The sequence below is a fragment of the Yinghuangia aomiensis genome, assembly GCF_039542225.1.
GTDB classification, from domain to species: Bacteria; Actinomycetota; Actinomycetes; order Streptomycetales; family Streptomycetaceae; genus Yinghuangia; species Yinghuangia aomiensis.
In genome coordinates, this window is sequence record NZ_BAABHS010000010.1 from 81,337 (window position 1) to 102,764 (window position 21,428).

Annotated in this window: 20 protein-coding genes; 9 read left to right on the forward strand and 11 right to left on the reverse strand. The window is 71.9% G+C overall.

Annotated features, from left to right (window positions below):
* Window positions 1-131: 131 nt before the first annotated feature.
* A complete protein-coding gene (locus tag ABEA93_RS15510) occupies window positions 132-707 on the reverse strand; it encodes a TerD family protein (protein ID WP_345676117.1) in 576 nt (191 codons plus the stop codon).
* 157 nt (window positions 708-864) lie between these two features.
* Window positions 865-1,122 (reverse strand): Sec-independent protein translocase subunit TatA, encoded by a 258-nt coding sequence (gene tatA / locus ABEA93_RS15515; protein ID WP_345676118.1) that lies wholly within the window; start codon window positions 1,120-1,122, stop codon window positions 865-867.
* A gap of 203 nt (window positions 1,123-1,325) precedes the next feature.
* Between tatA and ABEA93_RS15520 the strand changes: the two genes are divergently transcribed.
* From ABEA93_RS15520 to ABEA93_RS15530, 3 genes are all read left to right on the forward strand, one after another.
* Complete coding sequence (locus tag ABEA93_RS15520; RefSeq protein WP_345676119.1) at window positions 1,326-1,685, forward strand: ArsR/SmtB family transcription factor; 360 nt, start codon at window positions 1,326-1,328, stop codon at window positions 1,683-1,685.
* A complete protein-coding gene (gene mgtA, locus ABEA93_RS15525; protein WP_425584961.1) occupies window positions 1,669-4,359 on the forward strand; it encodes a magnesium-translocating P-type ATPase in 2,691 nt (896 codons plus the stop codon). Before ABEA93_RS15520 ends, mgtA begins: the two co-directional genes overlap by 17 nt.
* A 121-nt stretch (window positions 4,360-4,480) precedes the next feature.
* Window positions 4,481-5,971, forward strand: a complete 1,491-nt coding sequence (locus tag ABEA93_RS15530; protein ID WP_345676120.1) for an NAD-dependent succinate-semialdehyde dehydrogenase — start codon at window positions 4,481-4,483, stop codon at window positions 5,969-5,971.
* 3 nt (window positions 5,972-5,974) lie between these two features.
* Here ABEA93_RS15530 and ABEA93_RS15535 read toward each other — a convergent pair whose 3' ends face one another.
* The 3 genes from ABEA93_RS15535 to ABEA93_RS15545 form a co-directional block, all read right to left on the reverse strand.
* Window positions 5,975-6,406 (reverse strand): phosphatase domain-containing protein, encoded by a 432-nt coding sequence (locus ABEA93_RS15535; RefSeq protein WP_345676121.1) that lies wholly within the window; start codon window positions 6,404-6,406, stop codon window positions 5,975-5,977.
* A gap of 24 nt (window positions 6,407-6,430) precedes the next feature.
* Entirely contained in the window at window positions 6,431-7,537 is a 1,107-nt protein-coding gene (locus ABEA93_RS15540; RefSeq protein ID WP_345676122.1) for a glycosyltransferase family 4 protein, read from the reverse strand.
* 325 nt (window positions 7,538-7,862) lie between these two features.
* Window positions 7,863-9,083: a trans-sulfuration enzyme family protein gene (locus ABEA93_RS15545; RefSeq protein WP_345676123.1), complete on the reverse strand. Its 1,221-nt coding sequence runs from the start codon at window positions 9,081-9,083 to the stop codon at window positions 7,863-7,865.
* Window positions 9,084-9,182: 99 nt separating this feature from the next.
* On the opposite strand from ABEA93_RS15545, the gene ABEA93_RS15550 reads away from it, so the two are divergent.
* Window positions 9,183-9,716 (forward strand): Lrp/AsnC family transcriptional regulator, encoded by a 534-nt coding sequence (locus ABEA93_RS15550; protein WP_345676124.1) that lies wholly within the window; start codon window positions 9,183-9,185, stop codon window positions 9,714-9,716.
* Window positions 9,717-9,758: 42 nt separating this feature from the next.
* Here ABEA93_RS15550 and ABEA93_RS15555 read toward each other — a convergent pair whose 3' ends face one another.
* Window positions 9,759-10,544 carry a phytanoyl-CoA dioxygenase family protein gene (locus tag ABEA93_RS15555; RefSeq protein ID WP_345676125.1) on the reverse strand — a complete coding sequence of 262 codons (786 nt, stop codon included), beginning with the start codon at window positions 10,542-10,544 and terminating at the stop codon, window positions 9,759-9,761.
* A 101-nt stretch (window positions 10,545-10,645) separates the two neighbouring features.
* Here ABEA93_RS15555 and ABEA93_RS15560 point away from each other — a divergent pair, with 101 nt between their 5' ends.
* Window positions 10,646-11,236 (forward strand): GNAT family N-acetyltransferase, encoded by a 591-nt coding sequence (locus ABEA93_RS15560; RefSeq protein WP_345676126.1) that lies wholly within the window; start codon window positions 10,646-10,648, stop codon window positions 11,234-11,236.
* 410 nt (window positions 11,237-11,646) lie between these two features.
* Here ABEA93_RS15560 and ABEA93_RS15565 read toward each other — a convergent pair whose 3' ends face one another.
* Together ABEA93_RS15565 and ABEA93_RS15570 are read right to left on the reverse strand one after the other, a co-directional pair.
* Window positions 11,647-12,612 (reverse strand): hypothetical protein, encoded by a 966-nt coding sequence (locus ABEA93_RS15565; protein ID WP_345676127.1) that lies wholly within the window; start codon window positions 12,610-12,612, stop codon window positions 11,647-11,649.
* The gene (locus ABEA93_RS15570) at window positions 12,605-13,510 is read right to left on the reverse strand and encodes a WD40 repeat domain-containing protein (RefSeq protein WP_345676128.1); all 906 of its coding nucleotides are present in this window, start codon (window positions 13,508-13,510) and stop codon (window positions 12,605-12,607) included. Before ABEA93_RS15570 ends, ABEA93_RS15565 begins: the two co-directional genes overlap by 8 nt.
* Window positions 13,511-13,962: 452 nt before the next feature.
* On the opposite strand from ABEA93_RS15570, the gene ABEA93_RS15575 reads away from it, so the two are divergent.
* From ABEA93_RS15575 to ABEA93_RS15585, 3 genes are all read left to right on the forward strand, one after another.
* Window positions 13,963-14,529 carry a DUF6714 family protein gene (locus ABEA93_RS15575; RefSeq protein WP_345676129.1) on the forward strand — a complete coding sequence of 189 codons (567 nt, stop codon included), beginning with the start codon at window positions 13,963-13,965 and terminating at the stop codon, window positions 14,527-14,529.
* Between the two features lie 497 nt (window positions 14,530-15,026).
* Window positions 15,027-15,449: a hypothetical protein gene (locus ABEA93_RS15580; protein WP_345676130.1), complete on the forward strand. Its 423-nt coding sequence runs from the start codon at window positions 15,027-15,029 to the stop codon at window positions 15,447-15,449.
* Window positions 15,450-15,545: 96 nt separating this feature from the next.
* Entirely contained in the window at window positions 15,546-16,211 is a 666-nt protein-coding gene (locus ABEA93_RS15585) for an SUKH-4 family immunity protein (RefSeq protein WP_345676319.1), read from the forward strand.
* 207 nt (window positions 16,212-16,418) lie between these two features.
* Here the strand turns inward: ABEA93_RS15585 and ABEA93_RS15590 are convergent, their stop codons facing one another.
* Entirely contained in the window at window positions 16,419-17,120 is a 702-nt protein-coding gene (locus ABEA93_RS15590) for a glycerophosphodiester phosphodiesterase (protein WP_345676131.1), read from the reverse strand.
* 189 nt (window positions 17,121-17,309) lie between these two features.
* Here ABEA93_RS15590 and ABEA93_RS15595 point away from each other — a divergent pair, with 189 nt between their 5' ends.
* On the forward strand, window positions 17,310-18,122 hold the full coding sequence (locus ABEA93_RS15595) for a sugar phosphate isomerase/epimerase family protein (RefSeq protein ID WP_345676132.1): 813 nt from the start codon (window positions 17,310-17,312) through the stop codon (window positions 18,120-18,122).
* An 87-nt stretch (window positions 18,123-18,209) separates the two neighbouring features.
* On the opposite strand, the gene ABEA93_RS15600 is transcribed toward ABEA93_RS15595, so the two are convergent.
* Entirely contained in the window at window positions 18,210-19,793 is a 1,584-nt protein-coding gene (locus ABEA93_RS15600; protein ID WP_345676133.1) for a class I adenylate-forming enzyme family protein, read from the reverse strand.
* A 186-nt stretch (window positions 19,794-19,979) separates the two neighbouring features.
* Entirely contained in the window at window positions 19,980-21,359 is a 1,380-nt protein-coding gene (locus tag ABEA93_RS15605) for a M1 family metallopeptidase (protein ID WP_345676134.1), read from the reverse strand.
* Window positions 21,360-21,428: the final 69 nt, after the last annotated feature.

The window sequence follows — 21,428 nt, forward strand, 5'->3', positions numbered from 1 at the left end:
CCGGGAGTCGGCGGAGATGCCCGCGAAGCCCGCGGGAGATGCCGGGAAGACCCCGGAAATGCGCCGTCCCGGGGCCGCGGCGAGGGGAAGTCGCCCGGGCCCGGGACGGGGCGGGAAAAGCCGCGCGGGCGTCAGACGTTGACGCCGAAGTCCTTCGCGATGCCCGCGAGGCCGGACGCGTAGCCCTGGCCCACCGCGCGGAACTTCCACTCCGCGCCGTTGCGGTACAGCTCGCCGAAGATCATCGCGGTCTCCGTCGACGCGTCCTCGGTCAGGTCGTAGCGCGCCAGCTCGCCGTTGTTCGCCTGGTTCACCACGCGGATGAACGCGTTCTGCACCTGGCCGAAGTTCTGCGAACGCGAGTCGGCGTCGTAGATCGACACCGGGAACACGATCTTCGCCGCCTCGGCCGGGACCGTCGCCAGGTTGATCTGGATCTGCTCGTCGTCCCCGTCGCCGCCGCCGGTCAGGTTGTCGCCGGAGTGGACGACCGAACCGTCCGGGCTGCTCAGGTTGTTGAAGAACACGAAGTGCTGGTCGGACAGGACCCGGCCGCCGGCGTCGCACAGCAGGGCGGACGCGTCGAGGTCGAAGTCCGCCCCGGTCGTGGTCCGGACGTCCCAGCCGAGGCCGATGGTGACCGCGGTCAGGCCCGGCGCCTCCTTGCTCAGCGAGACGTTGCCGCCCTTGCTCAGCGATACGCCCATCAATTACCTCCGGTATGCCTCGGAATTTCGAATTGCTGGTGCGGGCCGGTGCGTTGCCGAACCGCCGGGCCGCACCGTATCGGTTCCGGCCGCCGCGGTGTGCGGCCACCGGGTAACCGGTGCACGGAGCGGCGGGCGACGCATGCCCGCGGCCGGCTCAGGAGCCGCCGGAACCCGGCCCGGACACGCTCTGCGACGGTGTCGCCGGCACCGGCTCGGGGGCCGGGACCGGCCCGGCGCCCTCGATCGTCGCATGCTGTTCGTCGGCCTTCATCGCGCGCGTCTCGCTCTTGAGGATCCGCATCGAGCGGCCGAGCGCGCGGGCCGAGTCGGGGAGCCGCTTGGAACCGAACAGCATGATCGCCACGACCGCGACGATCAGCAGGTGCCATGGTTCGAGACCGTTGCGCAGCATGCGTAGCCACCTTCCGTCGTCGTCGCGCCGGTGCGTGCGGGGGTTCCCGGCGCGCCGACACTTGCCAGATTGCGCAACTCTACAACCCAAGCGGCGCCGTGTAGAGACCCCGGGGGGCGGCGGCGTACGGCCGTCGACGGCGCACAGCCCTCTAGACTGAGCCGTCGGGCATCCGGCCCGGTCGACGACGCGGAGGAGACACGGTGGCGGCAGTACCCGGCGGAGTCCACGACCCTTCCGCCGAGCTGCTCACCGAAGCCGCCTCGGCGTTCGCGCTCCTCGCGTCGCCCGCGCGCCTGCACATCGTGTGGCTGCTCACCCAGGGCGAAAGCGACGTCACCGGACTCGCCGACCGGGTCGGCGGCGCGCTGCCCGCGGTCAGCCAGCACCTGGCGAAGCTCAAGCTCGCCGGCCTCGTCCGCGCGCGCCGTGAAGGCCGCCGCGTCGTCTACCTCGTCGACGACCCCGACATCGTCGCCATGGTCCGCTGGTTCATGGACCGCCTCGCCGCCCGCGCCGAGGCCGTGCCGCCCGCCAGGCGCTCCCGTGGCCTGGGGGCGTGACGGCCAGGCGGCCGTGCTCCCCGCCGCGGCTCCGCCTCCGGCGGCCGGCCCCGGCCTGACCCGGCTGGAAGTCCTCCGCCGCCTCGACGCCGGACCCCGCGGCCTCACCGACGCCGAAGCCGACGGCCGCCTGGCCCGCTACGGTGAGAACCACCTCCCGGAAAGCCGCACCACCCGCGGCCTGCTCCGCGTCGCCCGCAGCCTGCGCGACCCGTTCACGATGATGCTGCTCGTCCTCGGCGCGGTCTCGGCGGTCGTCGCGTCCTGGGGCACCGCATGCGTCATCACCGTCCTCGTCGCGGTCAGCTGCGCACTGCGGACCACCGGCGAGATCCGCGCCGAACGCGCGTCCGCCGCGCTGCGCGAACTGGTCGCCGGAACCGCCACCGTCCGCCGCCGCGGCCGCCCCGACGGGCCCGCGGCGACCCGCGAAGTGCCCGTGGAGCAGGTCGTCCCCGGCGACGTCGTCTGCCTCGGCCCCGGCGACCTCGTCCCGGCCGACGTACGGCTGCTCGGCGCCGCCGGCCTGACCGTGCATCAGGGCATGCTCACGGGGGAGTCCGCGCCGGTCGCCAAGCACCCCGTCGAGGTGCCGGTGGCGGTGATCCCGCGGCAGGGCGGCGGGCAGCCCCCGGTCCCCGAGCTGTCGGGGTTCCACCACCCGCATCTGTGCTTCCAAGGCAGCAGCGTCGCGTCGGGCAGCGCCACGGCCGTCGTCGTCGCCACCGGCGCCGCCACCCAGTTCGCCCGCGGCCAGGCCGCCGGGCCACGGCGGCGGCGGCCTCGGGCGGCGCCGACCGCGTTCGACCGGTCCGTCGACGGCATCTCGTGGATCCTCATCCGCTTCATGCTGCTGACGCCCCCGCTCGTGCTCATGGCCAACGCGGCGGTCCGCGGGCGCGGCCTCGAAACGCTGCCGTTCGCGGTCGCCGTGGCCGTCGGCATGACCCCCGAGATGCTGCCGGTTATCGTCACGACCGCGCTGTCCCGCGGCTCCGCCCGGCTGGCCCGGGAAAGCGACGTCATCGTGCGGCGCCTGCCCGCACTGCACGACGCGGGCGCGATGGACGTCCTGTGCGTCGACAAGACCGGCACGCTCACCCAGGACCGGCCGATCGTGGACGGCGCCGCCGACCCGTACGGCCGTCCCGACCCGGCGGTGCTCCGCTGGGCGGCGCTCAACAGCTGGTGGACCGTCCACCTGGCCGAGCTTCCGGAACCCGACCCGCTCGACGAAGCCCTCCTCGGCACCGACTCGGCCGCCGACGACACCGGCTTCGACGGGGTCGACGCCCTGCCGTTCGACCCCGAGCGCCGGATCGCCACCGCCGTCGTGTCCCGGCCGGGGGCATGGGCGCGGCACATTCTCGTCACCAAGGGCGCCGCCGCCGAAGTCCTCGAACGGTGCACCCGCCTGCGGGTGCCCGAGCCGGAGGAGTGCGGCGCGTCGCTCCCGTTCCCCGACGCGGTCCCGCTCGACGCCGCCACCCGGGCCGACCTGCTCACGCGGGCCGCCGCGCACGCCGAAGAAGGGCTGCGTGTGCTGGCCGTCGCGGTCGCGGAACGCCGGGCCGGCGGCGACGCCTATACGCCCGAGGACGAGCGCGACCTGGTCTTCGTCGGCTTCGTCACCTTCCACGACGCCGTCGCGGACACCGCCGCGGACGCGCTCGGCGCGCTGTCCGAACGCGGCATCACCGTGAAAGTCCTCACCGGCGACCACCCCGGCACGGCCGTCCGGATATGCCGCTCCCTCGGCCTCGGGCCCGACCCGGGCGCCGCCGTCACCGGCCGCGACATCGACGCCCTCGACGACGACGCCCTCACCAAGCTCGCCCGCACCACGACCGTCTTCGCGCGCTGCACGCCCGCGCACAAAGCCCGCGTCGTCACCGCGCTGCGCCGCGCCGGACACACCACCGGCTTCCTCGGCGACGGCGTCAACGACCTGCCCGCGCTGCGCGCCGCCGATGTCGGCATGTGCCCGCGCGGCGCGGTCGACGTCGCCCGCGAGACCTGCGACGTCGTCCTCGCCAGCAAGGACCTCACCGCGATCGACCGCACGGTCGCCGAAGGCCGCCGCAGCAGCGGCAACGTCGCGTCGTACCTGCGCGTCACCATCTCGTCCAACCTCGGCAACGTCATCGCGATGCTGGTGGCGGGCGCGATCCTGCCGTTCCTGCCGATGCTCCCCGCGCAGGTCCTCGTGCAGAACCTGCTGTTCGACATCGCCCAGCTCGCGCTCGCGTTCGACAACCCGCCGGATGCCGCACTCCGCCGCCCGCTCATGCTGCGGCCGGACCGCTTCCTGCGCTTCGTCACCGCGTACGGCAGCCTCAACGCCGCCGCCGACATCGCGACCTTCGGCGTCCTGTGGTGGGCGACCGACGGAGACGACCCCTTCCACGCCGGATGGTTCACCGAAAACCTGCTCACGCAGGCACTGGTCATCACCCTCCTGCGCACCGGACGCCGCGCGGCGGAAGGGCGCACACCCGGGCCGATCCGGCTCGCCACGGCAGGGCTCGCCGCCATCGGGCTGGCCGTGCCGATCACCCCGCTGGCACCGCTGCTCGGCATGGGAACGCTTCCGTTGCGGTACTACGCGGCGCTGGGTGTGGTGCTGACGGCTTACGCGACGGCGCTCGCGCTGACGCGGAAGCGGCGGCAGTAGGGCGGGTCGTTGGTGGCGTGCCCGGCGTTGCCGGTGGCCGTGGTGTCGTCGGCCGCGCGTCCGGAGGTGGATATAAGCGGCGAAGCGGACTGAATTCCGCGGGAGCGGAAAGGAGCCCCGCATGAGCGACTCGTCCAGCACCGACCCGACCGGCACCGACCTCGTGGGACTCCGCACCGGAGCGCTGCCGACCGACCTGTACATCGGCGGCGCGGCGGTCGCCGCGTCGGACGGCGGGCGGTTCGACGTCCTCGACCCGGCCACCGGAGAGATCCTCGCCAAGGTCGCGGACGGCACCGTCCGGGACGCAATCGCCGCCGTCGACGCCGCGCACGCCGCCGGGGCCGGCTGGGCCGCCGCCGCGCCGCGGGAACGCGGCGAGATCCTGCGCCGCGCATTCGAACTCATGTCCGCGAACGCCGGCGACCTGGCACAGCTGATGTCGCTGGAGAACGGCAAGGCGCTGCCCGACGCGCGCGGCGAGGTCGCCTACGCGGCGGAGTTCTTCCGCTGGTTCTCCGAGGAGGCCGTCCGCGCGTCGGGCGAGCTGAAGACGGCGCCGGCCGGGACCAACCGGATCATGGTCACGCATCATCCGGTCGGGGTATGCGTGCTGGTCACCCCGTGGAACTTCCCGGCCGCGATGGCGACCCGCAAGATCGGCCCGGCGCTGGCGGCAGGCTGCACGGTGATCCTGAAGCCGGCCAGTGACACGCCGCTGACGGCTCTCGCGATGGCCCGCATCCTCGAAGCGGCCGGGGTTCCGCCCGGGGTGGTGAACGTGCTGCCCGCCACCCGTTCGGGCGAGGTCGTGTCCGCGATGCTGCACGACGACCGGGTCCGCAAGCTGTCGTTCACCGGCTCGACCCAGGTCGGCCGGATCCTGCTGAAGGAGGCCGCGGACAACGTCGTCAACACGTCGATGGAACTCGGCGGCAACGCCCCCTTCCTGGTCTTCGCCGACGCCGACCTCGAGGCGGCCCTCGATGGCGCGATGATCGCCAAGATGCGCAACGCGGGCGAGGCGTGCACCGCCGCCAACCGGTTCTACTGCGAGGCCCCGATCGCCGCCGAGTTCGCGCGTCGCCTCGCCGGACGCATGTCCGAACTCGTCGTCGGCCCCGGCACCCGCGAGGGCGTCCAGGTCGGGCCGCTCGTCAACGAAGCCGGGGTGGAGAAGGTGGACACGCTGGTGCGCGGCGCGGTCGCCGCGGGCGCGAGCGCTCTGACGGGCGGGCACCGGCCGGACGGCGACGGGTGGTTCTACCCGCCGACGGTCCTGGTCGACGTCGCGCCGGACGCGGAGGTGCTGAAGGAGGAGATCTTCGGGCCGGTCGCGCCGATCGTCACCTTCGGCACCGAGGACGAGGCCGTGCGTTTGGCCAACGCCACCGAGTTCGGGCTGGTGGCGTACGTCTACACCGGCGACCTCGCCCGCGGACTGCGGGTGTCCGAGCGCCTGGAGGCCGGCATGGTCGGCCTCAACCGCGGCTTGGTCAGCGACCCGGCCGCCCCGTTCGGCGGCGTGAAGCAGAGCGGGATCGGCCGGGAAGGCGGCCACGAGGGGATGCTGGACTATCTGGAGACCAAGTACATCGCGGTGGACTGGTAGGCGTCAGGCGGTGAAGCCGCGCACGTAGCGCTTCTGCCACGGGGTTTCCACGGCGTGGCGGTCGTAGTTGCGGCGCACGAAGTCGACGGCTTCGGCGGGCGGGACACCGTCGAGGACGGCGAGGCAGGCGAGGGCGGTGCCGGTGCGCCCTCGGCCGCCGCCGCAGGCGACCTCGACACGGTCGGTGGCGGTGCGGGCGAGCGCGTCTGCGAACGCGCGTGCGGCGTCGGCGCGGTCGGCGGGCAGGCGGAAGTCGGGCCAGCGGAGCCAGCGGCTCGGCCAGGCGGTGGGCGGGGGCTCTTTGCCGAGGAGGTAGAGGGCGAAGGTGGGCGGGTCGCCGTCGGGCAGGGCGTGGCGGAGGCCGCGCCCGCGGATCAGGCGGCCTGAGGGGAGTTCGAGGAGGCCGGGGGTGGTGGCGGGCCAGGTGGCGGTCATGGGGGGACTGTAAGGGAGCCCACGTCACCGTCCCACCACCCGCCGATAAACCTCCTCCACCGCGTCCGTGACATCCGCCGCCGTCGGCAGTGAAGCCGCCCGCTTCAGTGCCGCCGTTCCCAGGTGGAACCGTTCGCCCGCGTCGTCCAGCAACCGCCGCAGCGCCTCGGCCAGTGCCGCGGGGTCGCCCGGCGGGACCAAGACCCCCGCGTCCTCAAGTTGTTCCGGTATCGCGCCGACCGCGCTGGCCACCACCGGGACGCCCGCCGTCAGCGCCTCCAGCACCACCAGGGGCGCGCCCTCCGTCAGCGACGGCACACACAGCACGTCGAACGCCGCCACCGCCGCCTCTCCGTGGTGGCACGCGCCCACGAACCGCACGTGGTCCGCGAGTCCGAGCCTTGCCGCCAACGCGGTCAGCGGCGCCCGCAGATCGCCGTCGCCGACCACCGTGAACCGCGCGTCCGGGTGTTCGGGGGCCACCCGGGCGACCGCGTGCAGGAAGACGTCGATGCCTTTTTCCGGTTGTAACCGGGCCACCACGCCCACCCGGACGCCCTGTCGCGGCGACAGCAGCCCGCCGAACGTCGCGCCCGGCGGATAGCCCGGCACCGCGTCCCGCGAGTCCGGGAACAGCGCGGTCCCCAGCACCACCACCCGCCCCGGCGGCACCCGGTCGACGGTGCGCAGCCGGCGGGCTATCTCGTCGGACACGGCCAGCACCGCGGCGCAGCGCCGGTACAACGGTCTGCTGTAGCCGCGCGCGACCGAGCCGCGCCACGACGCCATGCTGTGCTCCGTCACCACCACCGGCACCCCGGCGGCCGGTCCCGCCGCCGCGGCGGCCATCGCCGCGGCGTGCACGTGTCCGTGCAGGACGTCGAACCGGCCGGTCCGGGCCAGCCGCGCGATGCGGGCCGCGAAGCCCGGACTGAAGCGTTTCGTCACATGCCGGTGCCCGAGCACCTCGACCCGCACCCCGGCCTCCGCCAGCGACGCCGCCGTCGGCGAGTCGCCGCCCGTCGTGCAGGCCAGCACTACGGTGTTCCCCCTCTCCGCCAGCGCGCGGGCCAGGCCCACGACTTGGCGTTGTGCCCCACCGATGTCCAGGTCGTCCACCACCAACAGCACGCGCAAGCTCCCCGCCCCTCCTCACACGTACCGCGCATTCCGCGCAGAAACGCACCCAAGGGGCAAGCGTGCAGCACGTGTTGCCAACCAACCAGGACCATCCAGCCCTGGGCAAGGAAGGCATCCACACGGGTGGGATCTCGGGGCGGTACGCTCCGGCAGGGCGTGCCGGGCCGTGCGCCGGGGGCCGCCCCCGACGCACCCGGGGCGGCGGTCGGACGGGAAGAGCAGCCTCGGGAAGCGGAGGCCGGACGAACACCCCGGACACACAAGCCGGTTCGTTATCCGGGCGGCAGGAGCGCCGTAAACCTCAAGCTGCCCGCCCTTACGCGGCCCCCGCGCCGGCTTCCTCCCGAACCCCGGTCACCGCCCCCGAAACCCCCGCCCCCAACCCCCGCGCCAGATCAGCGATCAAATCCCGCGGGTCTTCCAGACCGATCGACAACCGCAGCAAATCCGCCGACGGGCGTGCCTCCGGCGGGACCGGGCGGTGGGTGAGCGCCGCGGGGTGCTGGATCAGCGAATCGACCCCGCCGAGCGACACCGCGTGCGTGAACAGCCGTACCGCCGACGTGACCTGCTGCGCCTGCGCGTAGCCGCCGCGCAACCGCACCGCGAGCATCGCGCCGGTTCCCCGCATCTGGCGGCCGGGACCGACCAAGTCGCCGAGCTCCGGGTAGTGCACGTCCACCACATCCGGGTGCCCGCCCAGCCACGCCGCCACCCGCGCCGCGCCCTCCTGCTGGGCCCGTACGCGTATCGGCAGCGTCGCCAGGCCCCGGTGGACGAGGTAGGCGCCCAGCGGGTGCAGCAGCGCCCCGGTCACCGCCCGCACCCGGCGCAGCGCCGCGGCGTGTTCGCTGCCGCATGCGATGACGCCGGCCACCACGTCGCCGTGGCCGCCCAGGTACTTCGTGGCGCTGTGCAGCACCAGCGCGGCGCCGAGATCGGCCGGGTTCTGCAGGACGGGCGTCGCGAACGTGTTGTCGACCAGTACCGGAACACCGTCCGCCGCGTCGACGGCGGCCCGGATGTCGACAAGGTCGAGCGTCGGGTTGGCCGGTGTCTCCAGCACCACCAGGGCGGTCGCGCCGGGGCGGAGTGCCGCGCGGATGCCGTCCGGGTCGCAGTACGTCACCTCGGCGCCCAGCAGGCCCGAGCCGAGGAGGTGGTCGGTGCCGCCGTACATCGGCCGGACCGCGACCACGTGCCGCCGTCCCTCGGCGGTCATCGCCAGCACCGCCGCGGTCAGCGCCGCCATGCCGGACGCGAACGCGACGGCCTCCGGTGTGTGTTCGAGCCGGGCGAGGGCGGATTCCAAGCGGGCGACGGTCGGGTTCCACAGCCGCGCGTACACCGCACCGCCCTCGGGATGGGGTGCGCCGCCGGTGGCCATGGACTCGTAGGACAGGCCGCCGAGTTCGATGTCCGGCAGCGGATTCGTCGACGACAGGTCGATCGGGAGGGCGTGCACGCCCAGCGCGGCCAGGTCGTCGCGGCCCGCGTGCACCGCGACGGAGTCGGGTTGCAGAAACGGCGAGGTCATGCCCACACCATGCGCGGAATCCGCAATACTTCGCAATATCGATCGAGGATGTTCACGTCAGAACCCGAAACCGGTGAAGAATCCACGGAAAGAGAGCCCGTGCCGACCCCGACGCCGCAGAAACCGCAGACACCCCCGCACCCGGCCAAGCCCGCCCCGCTGCCGACCACCCCGTTGGACGGCACCGACCTGGCCATCCTCGGCGCCCTCGTCGACGACGGACGCATGACCAACGCCGCCCTCGCCGCCCGCGTCGGCGTCGCCGAATCCACTTGCGCCTACCGCGTCCGCGCCCTCCGCCAGGCAGGCGTCATCGAGAGCATCAACGCCCGGCTCAACCTCGCCGCCCTCGGCCACCCGATCAACGCCATCATCAAGGTGCGCCTGGGCAGCCACACCGGCGACCTCGTCCGGGCGCTCTACGACAACCTCGTCGACGTGCCCGGCGCCCTCACCGTCCTGCACATGGCGGGTGACGACGACTTCCTGCTGCACGTCGCCGTCGAGAGCCCTGAGAAGCTCCGCGATCTGATCCTCGAACACGTGACCGTGCACCCGGTCGTCCGCCAGACCGAAACCCAACTGGTGTTCGAAGTCCGCGACGGCCGCGGCGTCCTGCCCCGCCGCCGCTGAGCCGGCCCCGCACCGGTCTCCGGGCGGGCACGCCGACGGCGGTCAGTCCAACGCCTCCCGCACCGCCCGCTCCACCGGCGAATACGCCCCGTCCGGCCGCTCCAGGCGCAGCGGTCCGACCGGCAGCAGCGGCGGCTGCGCCATGAACTTCGGCACCGAACCGCGGTGCCGCTGCGCCGAGTGCACCAGGAACGGGTGGCAGAGGAACACGTCCCCGGCTTCCCCGGTGGCGAGCACCGTCGGCCGCTCCGGCGCGTCGAGCCGCCCCGCCGCGTCCATCTCCGCACACAGGTCGAACATGTCGCGGCCCTCGTCCCCGGCCGGGGCGAGGAACTCCGGCAGGTCGCGGTGCGAGCCGGCCTTGATACGCGTGGGCGCGTCGTCCTCGCCGACGTCGGAGAACAGGAACAGCATCAGCAGCGCCCGCCCGCGGGAGTGCAGGTTGAGACGCCAACTCCGCCCGTCGTCCGCCGGATAGCTCGCGTCGACATGCCACCCGGCGTCGCCGGGATCATCCGGATGAGGGAACCGGATCGGGAACGTGCCGATCCCCAGACGCGGCAACCAGCGCCCCGGCCCGACCAGTTGATCGAACGCCCGGTGCAGCCGCGGACTCGTCGCGGCCCGCTGGAACGGCGGCTGCCCGTAACCGTCCAGGCGGATCACCGGCCGCGTCCACGTCGTGGGATCATCCGGATCGCAGCCGGTTTCCCGCCACAGGAACGCCCGGCACTCGTCCGCGAGCGCGCGCGGGAACGCCCCCGGCACGCGCACGAACCCGTCGGCGACGAACTGCTCGACTTCGGCATGACTCAGGACGTCCGACATGATCACGATCCTGAACAACCGCCTCCGTCCACGGCAACTCCTTTTCCGACAGCCCGGAATCCACCCGGCAGGCCACCGCACCGCTTGCTAGCGTCAGGCCCATGACCACCCCCGACGACCGCGCCGCGCAGGGCCGCACGACCGGTGAAGACATCGTCTGGCGCCGCGCGACCGAGGCCGACTTTCCGCTGCTGCGGCGGTGGCTGGAACACGACTACGTGGCGCGGTGGTGGCACCACGAGACGTCGGCCCAGGCCGTCGCGCGCGATTTCGGGCCGTCGGCGCGCGGGGAGGAGCCGTCCGAGGACTGGCTCGCGCTGCGCGACGCGCGCCCGTTCGGGCTGGTGCAGCGCTGCCGGGTCGCCGACTATCCCGAGTACGCCGACGACCTCGCCGGGATCGTCGCCGTCCCGGCCGGTGCCGCGATGCTCGACTACCTGATCGGCGACCCCGCCTCCGTCGGCCGCGGCCTCGGACCGGCCATGATCGCGGCGATGGCCGCGAAGACCTGGCGCGAGTGGGTGGACGCGAGCGCGATCGTCGTCCCGGTCGTCGCCGCGAACCGGCGTTCCTGGCGGGCGCTGGAGAAGGCCGGATTCACCCGCGTGGGGGAGGGCGACCTGGAGCCGGACAACCCGATCGACGAACCGCTGCACTACGTCTACCGGTTGGACCGCCCGAGCGGGCAGTAGCGGCGGAACGGCGAGCGAGGGCCCGCTTCAGCAGGCAAAACAAGTCCACCGGACAGGACACAAGTGCTGCAACGGTGTTTGTCTGTCAGGTTGGGAGTGGGTGTCCTCGTTGTTTGTCGTGGCTGGTGCGGGCTTGGTGTTGGCGTCGTCTTCGCCAGTGCGACCAGTGGAGTATGTGCGCGATGGGGGCTGATTGCCGGTGGGTGAGGCGGTGGATCAGGCGTCCGATCGCGGCGGGGCTGAGGTGGACGAGGCCGGCGGATCCGTTTCTGCTTTCCCGGTGTCCAGTTGCCGTAGACGGCGGGCGCCCGATCGCGCCGTCGCGGCGGAAGCCGGGATCTCCCGCCGCTGCGGGGACCTCGCGGAACCAACCTCGTGAGACACCACGCCGGCCGCGGGGCCAGGGCGTGTCAGGGCGCGCATTCGCGGAGGACGTCGCCCACTTCGGGAGGCAGGACGTCGGCTGCGGCGAGGACGTCGGGCAGCACCCGCAGGTCACCCCAGCGCACCGGCCACGCGTGCCGGCGTTCCACCGCCCAGGTGAGTACCGAGTCCAGTTCGTCCACACGGTCGGACGGCGCTATGACGATGTCGGGATCGAGGGTCATGGCCCAGGTGTCCTCGTCCAGGGCGAACACCTGCCGCTCGAACTCGTAGGCCTCGAAGCCTTCCACGGGCCGGGGTTCGTCGGGGGTGAGGAGGAGGTTGAAGTCGCCTGCGGTGGCGCCGGTTTCCGCTCGGACAAACCGGATGCGGCGGCCGCCTACCAGGACCAGGGTGTCGTCTGCGCCCCACAGCACCGCGCAAATGCCATCGGCGGGGAAGGTCCGCAGCCGTTCGGCGCGGGCGGGGTCCGCAAACGACCACACCTCGACGGTGTCTGCGTCGGTCAGAACGGCCGCGCCCTCCCCGTCCGGGGCCCAGACCCATGCGTTGCGGTCACCGCTCCACCTCTCGCCGTCCTGCCACTGGGGGTGCGGGATCGTCGCGGAACCCACGTGCTCCCCGGCGTCGAAGATGTGTACAGCAGGCTCGGCGGTGTCCGAGCGGGCCGTCAGTACAGCGAGCCGGTCGCGGCGTCCGGCGGCCCAGCGCAGGGCACAGGGCTTGTCGAGGAGGAGGGGGCCGCCTTGGGGGCGGCCGGTGACCGAGTCGAGGAAGGACAGACCGTCGTCGGCCACGGCGGCGACGCGGCGGCCGTCCGGGCTGGGCGCGGCGATCGAGGCCGGCTTGTGCCAGACGACTGCGCGGGTTTCGGCATCCACGCACATGGCGTTGCTGCCGATGAGGAACTTGCCGTCGGGCGTCCAGACCGGGTCGTCGATCCACTGGCCCACGTCTTCGGCCACTTCGGCTCGGCGGAACGCGTCACGCACGTCTGCCGGAAGGTCCCCGGGCCATGGCGTATGGGTGGTCGGTCGTCATGTGACAGGGCATCCAGAACAATGCCCCGCGGTCCAAGGGGACCACGCAGCCCTGAAGCCCGCCGTCACCGTTGGTGGTGCAGTGGTAGTAGACGCTCCGTCCGTCCGGGGCGAACGCGAACGGCGAAGGCCGCGGGTTGCCGTCCGCCGCGCTGATCGTCGCAAGCGGCGTCGCGTCCTCCCCGCTGGCACTCCACAACCCCAGGACGCTCATCGCGTGGATCACGGCGAGGCGGGAGGAGTCCGAGGACCACTGGATCGTGCGCTCGTAGTCCGGCCACCCGACGCCGCCTTCGATGCCGGAGATCGTGTTGACGCACCGCCCCGAGGTGACCTCCCAGATCTGCAGGACGCCTCCCTGGTCGTAGTCGGCCTCCGGATACCAACTGCCGGTGGCGAGGTACCGGCCGTCCGGGCTCATCGAGTGCCCGACGACCTCCGCGTCGTGTCCGTAGGAGTGCCGCAGCAACGCTTTGCCGGTGCCGCACAGGCGGCGTGTGGCCAGCCGGTGGGTATCGGTCACACCGAGGCGCCGCTCCAGGCAGGCGAGGCGGGCACGCAGCGGCGGCAGGTCGCGGTCGGGCGTGAAGGCGGTCCAGTCCGCGCCCTCCAAGAGCGCGTACAGCGCCTCATCGTCATCCGGGGCGACGGTGTCGGCAGCCTGGGGCAGGAACGGCGGCGGTTCCTCGGACGCCGGCGGCTGCCCCCCTTCCTCGCGCTCCAACAGGCCTATCAGGCCGACTTCGTCGAACTCCGGTACACGAAGCATGTGTTCGGTACGAGGAATGGGCCCCTGTTCGCCGTCGGCGAAGAACATCAAATCCGTCTCGTCCGTGACGGTGTCCCTCACGTGGGCACCGAGCGATTCAAGGCGGCGTACTGCTTCATCGGTGTCAATCGAGTGAAACTCCCCGAACAACACGACCGTTCGTCCCCGAAGATCCATGACCGGGACCGTAGCGGCACGCACCGACCCACGGCATTCACCGCTACGGATCCGCGAGGACCCGCTGTGCACCGACGCGGATTCCGAAGGCGCGCGCACCAAGAGGTCGTCCTCGCCCGAAAGATGGGCCTGGACATCACCCAGGTTCAACGGCGACAGGATGAGTTCGCCGTGGACCAAGTCCAGATCGCGCATGCGACGACGCTCCGCGTATCGACGCTCGTCGCGCCATCGAATATGCCGTTCGGACCGAATCGCGGCAGCCGGTACCTTCGTCCCCTCGAGATCACCGCCGCGATCGCGACGCTCCGAACCGCGTCAGCTCAGCCGGCCACCGGGAAAGGCCTGGCACCGCCATGACCGAGGACGACCAAAGTGCTGCTGATGCCGAGGAGTTGGCCGAACTGCACGAGCGCGCCATCATCTGGGACAGGGTCCGTGCGGCTTTTTCGTGGCGCGTCCGCCCGGTCGGCCGCTTGACCGATGTCTGCTCGCCGATCGCGCACGATGTCTCGGGCACCTTGTCAGGAAAGGCTTGGTGGGAGGTCGGCCCCCGGGAACTCCAGAGGATCCGCATCGACATCAACACTCTGCGACCCGATGCGTTCTGGTACTACTTCCGCAGTTTCGCGTACGACAGCCTCGTCGTGGAGGGAACGTCCGACGACGTCGGAGGTTGGATGGTGTCGGCACTCAGGCCCCCCGGGCAGCGCCCATCCTCCGGTTTCGACGCCAAAGTCGCGGCGTTGACCGAAGAGGAACGCCGCTGCGTCCGCCATTTCGTGGATTGGTACGTCGGGCAGAACACCCTGACCGCACCGGATGCGCTCCTGGCGTTCTGGGCGCGTCCGGAAGGGCTGACCACGGATGCCCGGGAGCGCTCCGGCGAGTCGGAGGCCGAGGCCGGCGGAGCCGTGGTCTGACGTGTCGAGTCGCGGGGGCGAGGGGCAGTATGTCCACCAGTCCACCAGGACCAGCGAGAGGACCCCACACGCTCCCGGCCGGAACACGGATGGCGGCCTCTGTGGCGAGCGGTGACCCCAACGGGATCGTGGTCTGCCTCGGGGGATGAATCGGATTCCCCACTGGATCGGCGAAGGCGACGTGGTCGCTGCTCGCGCCCTGATGGAAGAAGCCCGCGGCAGAGCGAAGTGGCGATGGGCACGTGCCCTGCCCCGCAGTCCCGATAGCGCGGGCACCGCGAATCGTGCGTCGTCCGGATAGCCGAGATCGTTGCGCGCCCGGCAACATTCGGTGGCCGGTGGACAAGACCTCCCCCCGGGCGGAGATCGTCGTCGCGTTGAAGGGGACATGGCCGGCCTGAGGACCGCGGCCCCGCCGTGTCCTCGCGTCCGCCGCAGTCTGCCTGACGGACCCATCGGCCGCAGCACGGCATTTGCTTTCGGACAAAGGAGTTCTCTTGCGCAAGACCACCGCACGGGTCGCGAAGGCGGCAGTCTCCGCAGGTGTGGCGTTGGCGGCCGCCGTCGTCATGGCCTCCCCTGCCCACGCGGCCTCCGGCAAGAACGCCTACGCGTACGTGTACGGGCCCGACGGCAAGTCGACAGCCGCTGCCTGGTTCGAGACCTATGGGGAACACGTCGACCTGTACGACGACAAGGCGGATGGGAAGGGCGTCGCGTTCGAGTTGCAGCGCCGCAATTCGAGTGGGACCTGGTACACCTACGCGTCGGGCTACAGCAACCTCGGGTACGGCAACGGCTACAAGTACTACGACTACGAAATCCCGGAGGGCGCGCCCATCCGGATCCGCGCGTGCCTGCAGAACGGTTCCACCGCGCCCCGGACCCCCTGCGGCGCCTGGGCCTACGGCACAGCCTGATCGTTTGCTCTCGGGCACACACCCTTCTCGGAAGACCTCCGAGGGTGTGTGCCCGCCCTCGCCGGTACCGGATTCGGTCCGCGCGTGCTTGCCGCGGTGATCCGGAGCGGTAGCCGACTGAGGAGCGCGGAGCTGGTCACGCACGCGGATATGGTGTCGGCGTTCGGCTCGTTCCGGGTCGAGACGATGCCGCAGGATGTCACCGAGCGGCATTTCGCCGACCCTGAGGACCGCCGGCTGCTGACCGAGGTCGGGATGCCCTGCTCACTCCTGGGCCAGATGTATCTCGGCAATGCCCGGACCGACCCGCCGTTGACCATCAGTCAGGCCCTCGACACCGGGACGCCGGACAAGTTCCCGCCCGGGGTCCGGGACGACATCGCGATCGCTGTGGGGATGGGCGGTTTCGCCTGCATGTCCCGGGCGGACAGCCGCATCTACCGGTACGAGCCGGGAAGCAGCGACCGGAAGTTCGCGCTGGTCAACACGTCCTCGGAGCGATTCCTCGAGACCGCGTGCCGGCTCCGGTCGAAGTTCGACGACGTGGACCTGTTCTACCGTGCGGACGAGGACGAATCGGAGGAAGAGATCGGGGACGAGTTGCGTCGGCTGGTCGGGGAGATCCGCGACGTCGATCCGCCGTCCTTCGACAGCCCGGCCATGTTCTGGCAGCACGTGGTGGACGGCGGCTCGTGGCGGCTGGAACCGTCAGACCCGGTGAGACCCGGCGCCGACTCCTCTCGCCGGCGCGGCGTACGGTGACGGGCCCGCGGGGCGTCGTTGACGTGGCCGCGTCGGCGTCCCGCCGTCTCCGTCGTGGGTCCGCGATACCCCGAAAGCGGGTCGACGGCCTCGCGATGGACTTCACCAGTCCGGCGGCGCGCAATCTCGGGGCGCTCGCATCGGTCGGCGGGCTCCGCCGTCACGCACCTCCACACAGCATCCAACGATCAGATGGTCCCCGGGACACTAGCCCCGGTCGGCCGGACGTCCCTCCGTCACCCCCACCAGCGCCCGGATGTCGTTGGTGATGATCGCGTCCACCCCCATCGCCGCCAGCTTCGCCATCCGCCGCGGGTTGTCGACCGTCCACACCGACAGGGCGATGCCCCGCTCGCGCATCTTCCGGATCATGCGGCGGCTCGCGTACAGGTGCCGCGGGTTCAGGTAGGCGGGCCGAATGCGGTGCAGCAGCTCCGGCTTGGGCAGCCGGGGCGTCGACCAGCTCATCGCGATGACGGCCTCGGGGACACGCTGCCGGACGTCGGCCAGGCCGCCCAGGTTGCCCGCGAAGACGACGTCCGCCAGGCAGCCGAGATCGTGCGCTTCCCGTGCCGCGGCCCGCGCTTCGGCGACGCCGGGTATGTCGACCATGACCTTCACCCCGCGGGAGACCACGAGTTCGAGCGCCTCGCGCAGCGTGGGGATGCGGAGCCCGTCGTCGCCGCCCACGCCGTCGAGTTCCGCGTGCGCCACCGCGCCGATCGGCCGGTCGACACCCCACAGCCGCTCCAGCGTGTGGTCGTGCAGCAGCACCGGAACGCCGTCGCGGGTCAGCTTGACGTCGATTTCGACCCAGTCGCCGCCCGCGTCGATCGCGGAGGCCAGCGACGGGAGCGTGTTCTCCCGGATCCGCCCCGGATCGCCGCGGTGCGCGATCTTCACGACCATCGGTGCCGCCTCCGCCGTCCCGGGCCCGCCGCGCGGATGCCTTCCCGGGCAGCGTACCGGCCGGGACGCCGCCGAGCCGGGCCCGGCCGCCGGGCCCGGCCGCCGGGCCGGCGGCCCGGACCGCCGCCGCCTCTTTCCTCGCCATCATGTCTATGATAGCTATGAAAGAAACGAGACTCCGGGGCGCCCATGAAGTACAGCTTCAACACCTTCAACCACTCGACCTACTACGGCCTCGAGCCGAGCCTGCCCGCGCAGATCGCCGCCGCGGCCGCCGCCGGCTACGACCACATCGGCCTCGACGTCTTCTCCGTCCGCGCCCACGACCGCGCCGGCACCCCTCCCGAGGCCCTCGCCGACGCCCTGCGGGCCGCGGACCTGCCCTGCTACGAGATCGTCTCGCTGTCCATCAGCGCCGACCGCGACGCCACCGAACGCAGCCTCGCCGGCATCCTCCGCTACGCCCCGGTCGTCGGCGCCCGCGAAGTCCTCACCGTCGTCACCGGCCCCGTCGACGACGCCGTCGCCGCGAACGCCCGGCACTGCGCCGCCGCCCTCGCCGACGCCGGACTCGGCCTCAACCTGGAGTTCCTGCCGACCCGCGACGTCGACTCCATCGACGAAGCCCGCCGCCTCGTCGACCTGCTCCCCGACGGCACCCTCAAGCTCGTGGTCGAAGCCTGGCACTTCTTCCGCGGCCCCAGCACCTGGGAGTCGCTCCGCGACCTGCCGCTCGACCTGGTCGGCTTCGTGCAGTTCTCCGACGCGCCGGAACCGATCCACGACGACCACCACACCGAGTCGATGCACCGCCGCGCGCTGCCCGGCGAAGGCGTCCTCGACTTGCCGGCGTTCTGCGGCGCGCTGCTCGACAAGGGCTACGACGGCGTGGTCAGCGTCGAACTCCTCGACGACACCTGGCGCGCCGCCCCGCTCCCGGACTTCGCCGAGGCGACGCTGCGGACGACCCGCAAGGTGTGGGAAGCGGCAGCGGGCGCCTGACCGGACACGGCAGCGGGCACGGCGAAGGCCCCCGGCGGTTGTCCGCCGAGGGCCTTCGCCGATGTCCGCTCAGACCGCGGGGCGCGCTCAGACCGCGGGGCGCGCGTCCGCCATCTCGCGCAGGTTCTTCTTCAGCACCTTGTCGAGCGTGCCGAGCGGGAACCCGTCCACGAAGTAGACGGCGCGCGGCACCTTGAAGTCGGACAGCCGCGTCCGGCACAGCTCCAGGATCGCCTTCTCCAGCTCGGCCTCGTCGGGCGCGGTGGGGGAGGGGATCACGAACGCGACGACGACCTCGTCGAGGAAATCGTGGGACTTGCCGACCACCTGGACGGAGCCGACGCCGGGCACGGTGGCGACGACGTCCTCGACCTCGCGCGCCGACACGTTCTCGCCGCCGACCTTGAGCAGGTCCTTGTCGCGCTCGCGGTAGAAGACGTTGCCGCCCTCGCCGAGCACCACCATGTCGCCGGTCTTGAACCAGTCGCCGTCGAACGCCTTCTCGGTCGCCTCGGCGTTGCCGTAGTACTCCAGGAACAGCTGCACGCCGCGCTCGCCGCGCAGCCACAGCTCGCCGGGCTCGCCCGGGGCGCACGGCAGGCCGGTGTCCTTGTCCACGATGGTGAACTCGTAGCCCGGCGCGGGCCGCCCCATCGACTTGGCGGGCAGGTACTCCGACGGCTTGCCGGTGATCGCGTGGATGACCGTCTCGGTCATGCCGTACGCGGCGTACACCTTGACGCCGAGCATCTTGTCCAGCGCCGCCGACACCTGCCCGAACACGCCCACCCGGAGCTTCGACTCCGGGCGGTCGGGCGAGGCGAGGGTGCCCATGGCGAACGGCATCAGCGAGATGTGCGTGATGCCGTACTGCACCACGACGTCCCAGAACCGGCTCGTCGACCACTTCGGCATGAGGACCGCGGTCGCGCCGACGCCCAGCACCGAGAAGAACGACCAGCTCTGCGCGTTGACGTGGAAGAACGGCAGGTAGATCAGGTAGCGGTCGTCCGCGCCCAGGTCGATGCTGCGCGGGCCGGACCGGCTCGCCCACACCGCGTTCGCGTGCGTGTGCACGACGCCCTTCGGGCGGCTCGTCGTGCCGGAGGTGAACATGATGCCGAACGGCAGCAGCGGCTCGATCGGGCGGCCGGTCCAGTCCGCGGCCTCGCCGTACAGGTCGGCGAACGGGAACGTGTCCCCGTCGGTTCCGTCCGCGCCGATGACCGCGACCCAGCGCAGCTCCGCGCCGGATTCGGCGATCGCGGCGGTGAACTTCGGCTGGGTGACGGCGGTCGTCGAGCCGGTCTGCGCCGCGAAGTAGGCGATCTCGCTGGGCGTCGCGCGGGTGTTCGTGGTCACCGCCACCGCGCCGACGGTCGCGCAGGCGAGCCACGCGACGACCATCTCGGGGCAGTTGTCCGCGTGCACGAGCACCTTGTCGCCGCGGCCGACGCCGCGCGCGACCAGGCCGGCTGCCACACGGTGGGTGTCGGTGAGCAGGTCCGCGTACGTCCAGGTGCGCCCTTCGGCGCCGCCGCCCGGCTCCCACACCAGCGCGGGGTGCTCGGGGCGGTTGTCGGCCCAGTGCCGCAGCAGCCACGGGATGTCCTGGCCGTGGACCTGGTGCCCCTCGATTGCGGCACCGGTCGCACTCGTCTCGACGGCCACCCTCGCCCCCTCACCTGTTCGGCTGTTTCCGCTGTGTTTCCGCGGGAACGATAGGCAGTATTTCTTGACGGCGTCAAGGATGAGCTGACGGAGCGTCACGTTCCGATGGGGCTTGCGGCGCCGACGTCCCGCGCCGCCGTGCCGGAGCGGGCGGGGCTCCCCGGGAGGCGCCCCGCCCGCCGGGCGCTACGGCCGCGCCGGCTTCTCTTCGCTGTACAGCCAAGCGTCGAACAGCGGCTTCAGGTTCTTGTGCGAGATCTTCTCCGCCAAGGCCCGCAGGTCACCGGTGTCCGCGTTGCGGTACTTGTACGTGTCGACCCATGTCCGCAGCAGCGTGAAGAAGTCCCGGTCGCCCATCGTCACCCGCAGCGCCTGCAGCGTCATGCCGCCGCGCAGATAGATGGCGCTGTAGCTGAAGATCTCGTCCCGGCCCGGGTCCGCGGTCTTCAGCTTCCAGAACCTGTCGCCCGCCGGCTTCGCGTACCACCCGTCGAACACGGACCGCACGGTCGGGCCGCCGTGCTGCTCGTCCCACAGCCACTCGGCGTACGTGGCGAAGCCTTCGTTGAGCCAGATGTCGGCCCACGTCTTGGGCGTCACCGCGTCGCCGTACCACTGGTGGGCGATCTCGTGGACGACCGTCGCCGCGTCCGGCACGCCGTCGTACACCGGACGGCTCTGCGTCTCCAGCGCGTAGTCGACGCCGAGCCGGTCCACGATCCCGCCGACCGAGTCGAACGGGTACTTTCCGAACGTGTCCTGCTCCCACCGCACCGCCGCCGCCGTGTCCGGCGCCAGCGACGCGGTGTCGCCCTCGCTGCCCGGGTCGACCGCGGTGATGTTCGGCAGCCGCCCGATCCGGCCGGACGTCACGTCGAACTTCCCGATCGCCACCATCGACAGGTAGCTGGCCATCGGCTTGCGCATGTTCCACACGGCGGTCGTCTTGTCGCCGCGCACGTCGGGCTTGCCCTGCGGCTCGCCGTTCGCCAGCGCGGTCACGCCGTTCGGGGTGGTGATCCGGTAGGTGTAAGTGGCCTTGTCGTTGAGATCGTCGTTGACGGGGTACCAACTGCGGGCGCCGTCGGGCTCGTTGAGCGCGACGGCGCCGTCGTCGGTGTTTATCCAGCCGTAGATCCCCAGTGTGGGGTCGTCGATCGGCTGCGGGTTGCCCCGGTACCAGACCCGCACCGTGAAGTGCTTGCCGCGGCGCAGCGAGCGGTCCGGGGTGACGGTCAGCTCTTGGCCGTCCCGGGCGAACGCGGCGGGCCGTCCGTCCACGGTGACCCGGTCGATCGCCGGCCCGGAGTAGTCCAGGTCGAACCGCGCCAGCTCCTTCTCGGCGCGCGCGGAGATGGTGGCCTGTGCGGCCAGGTAGTGGGACGAAGGAGTGAAGTCGAGGGCCAGATCGTAGTGTTCGACGTCGTAGCCCTGGTTGCCGGCGAGCGGGAAGTAGGGGTCTCCGGCCCCCGCCGAATTGTCCGAAGCCGAGGCCGGAACCGCGGCGACCAGCATCAGCGCACACGCAAGGCTCGTCGCCGCGGTGCCCCAGCGTCGTTTCGTCATACGTCGCATGGGCCGACACCCTAGGGCGGTGCCGGTCCCCGGCGACAGACTGCAAACGCGGGGGATTTC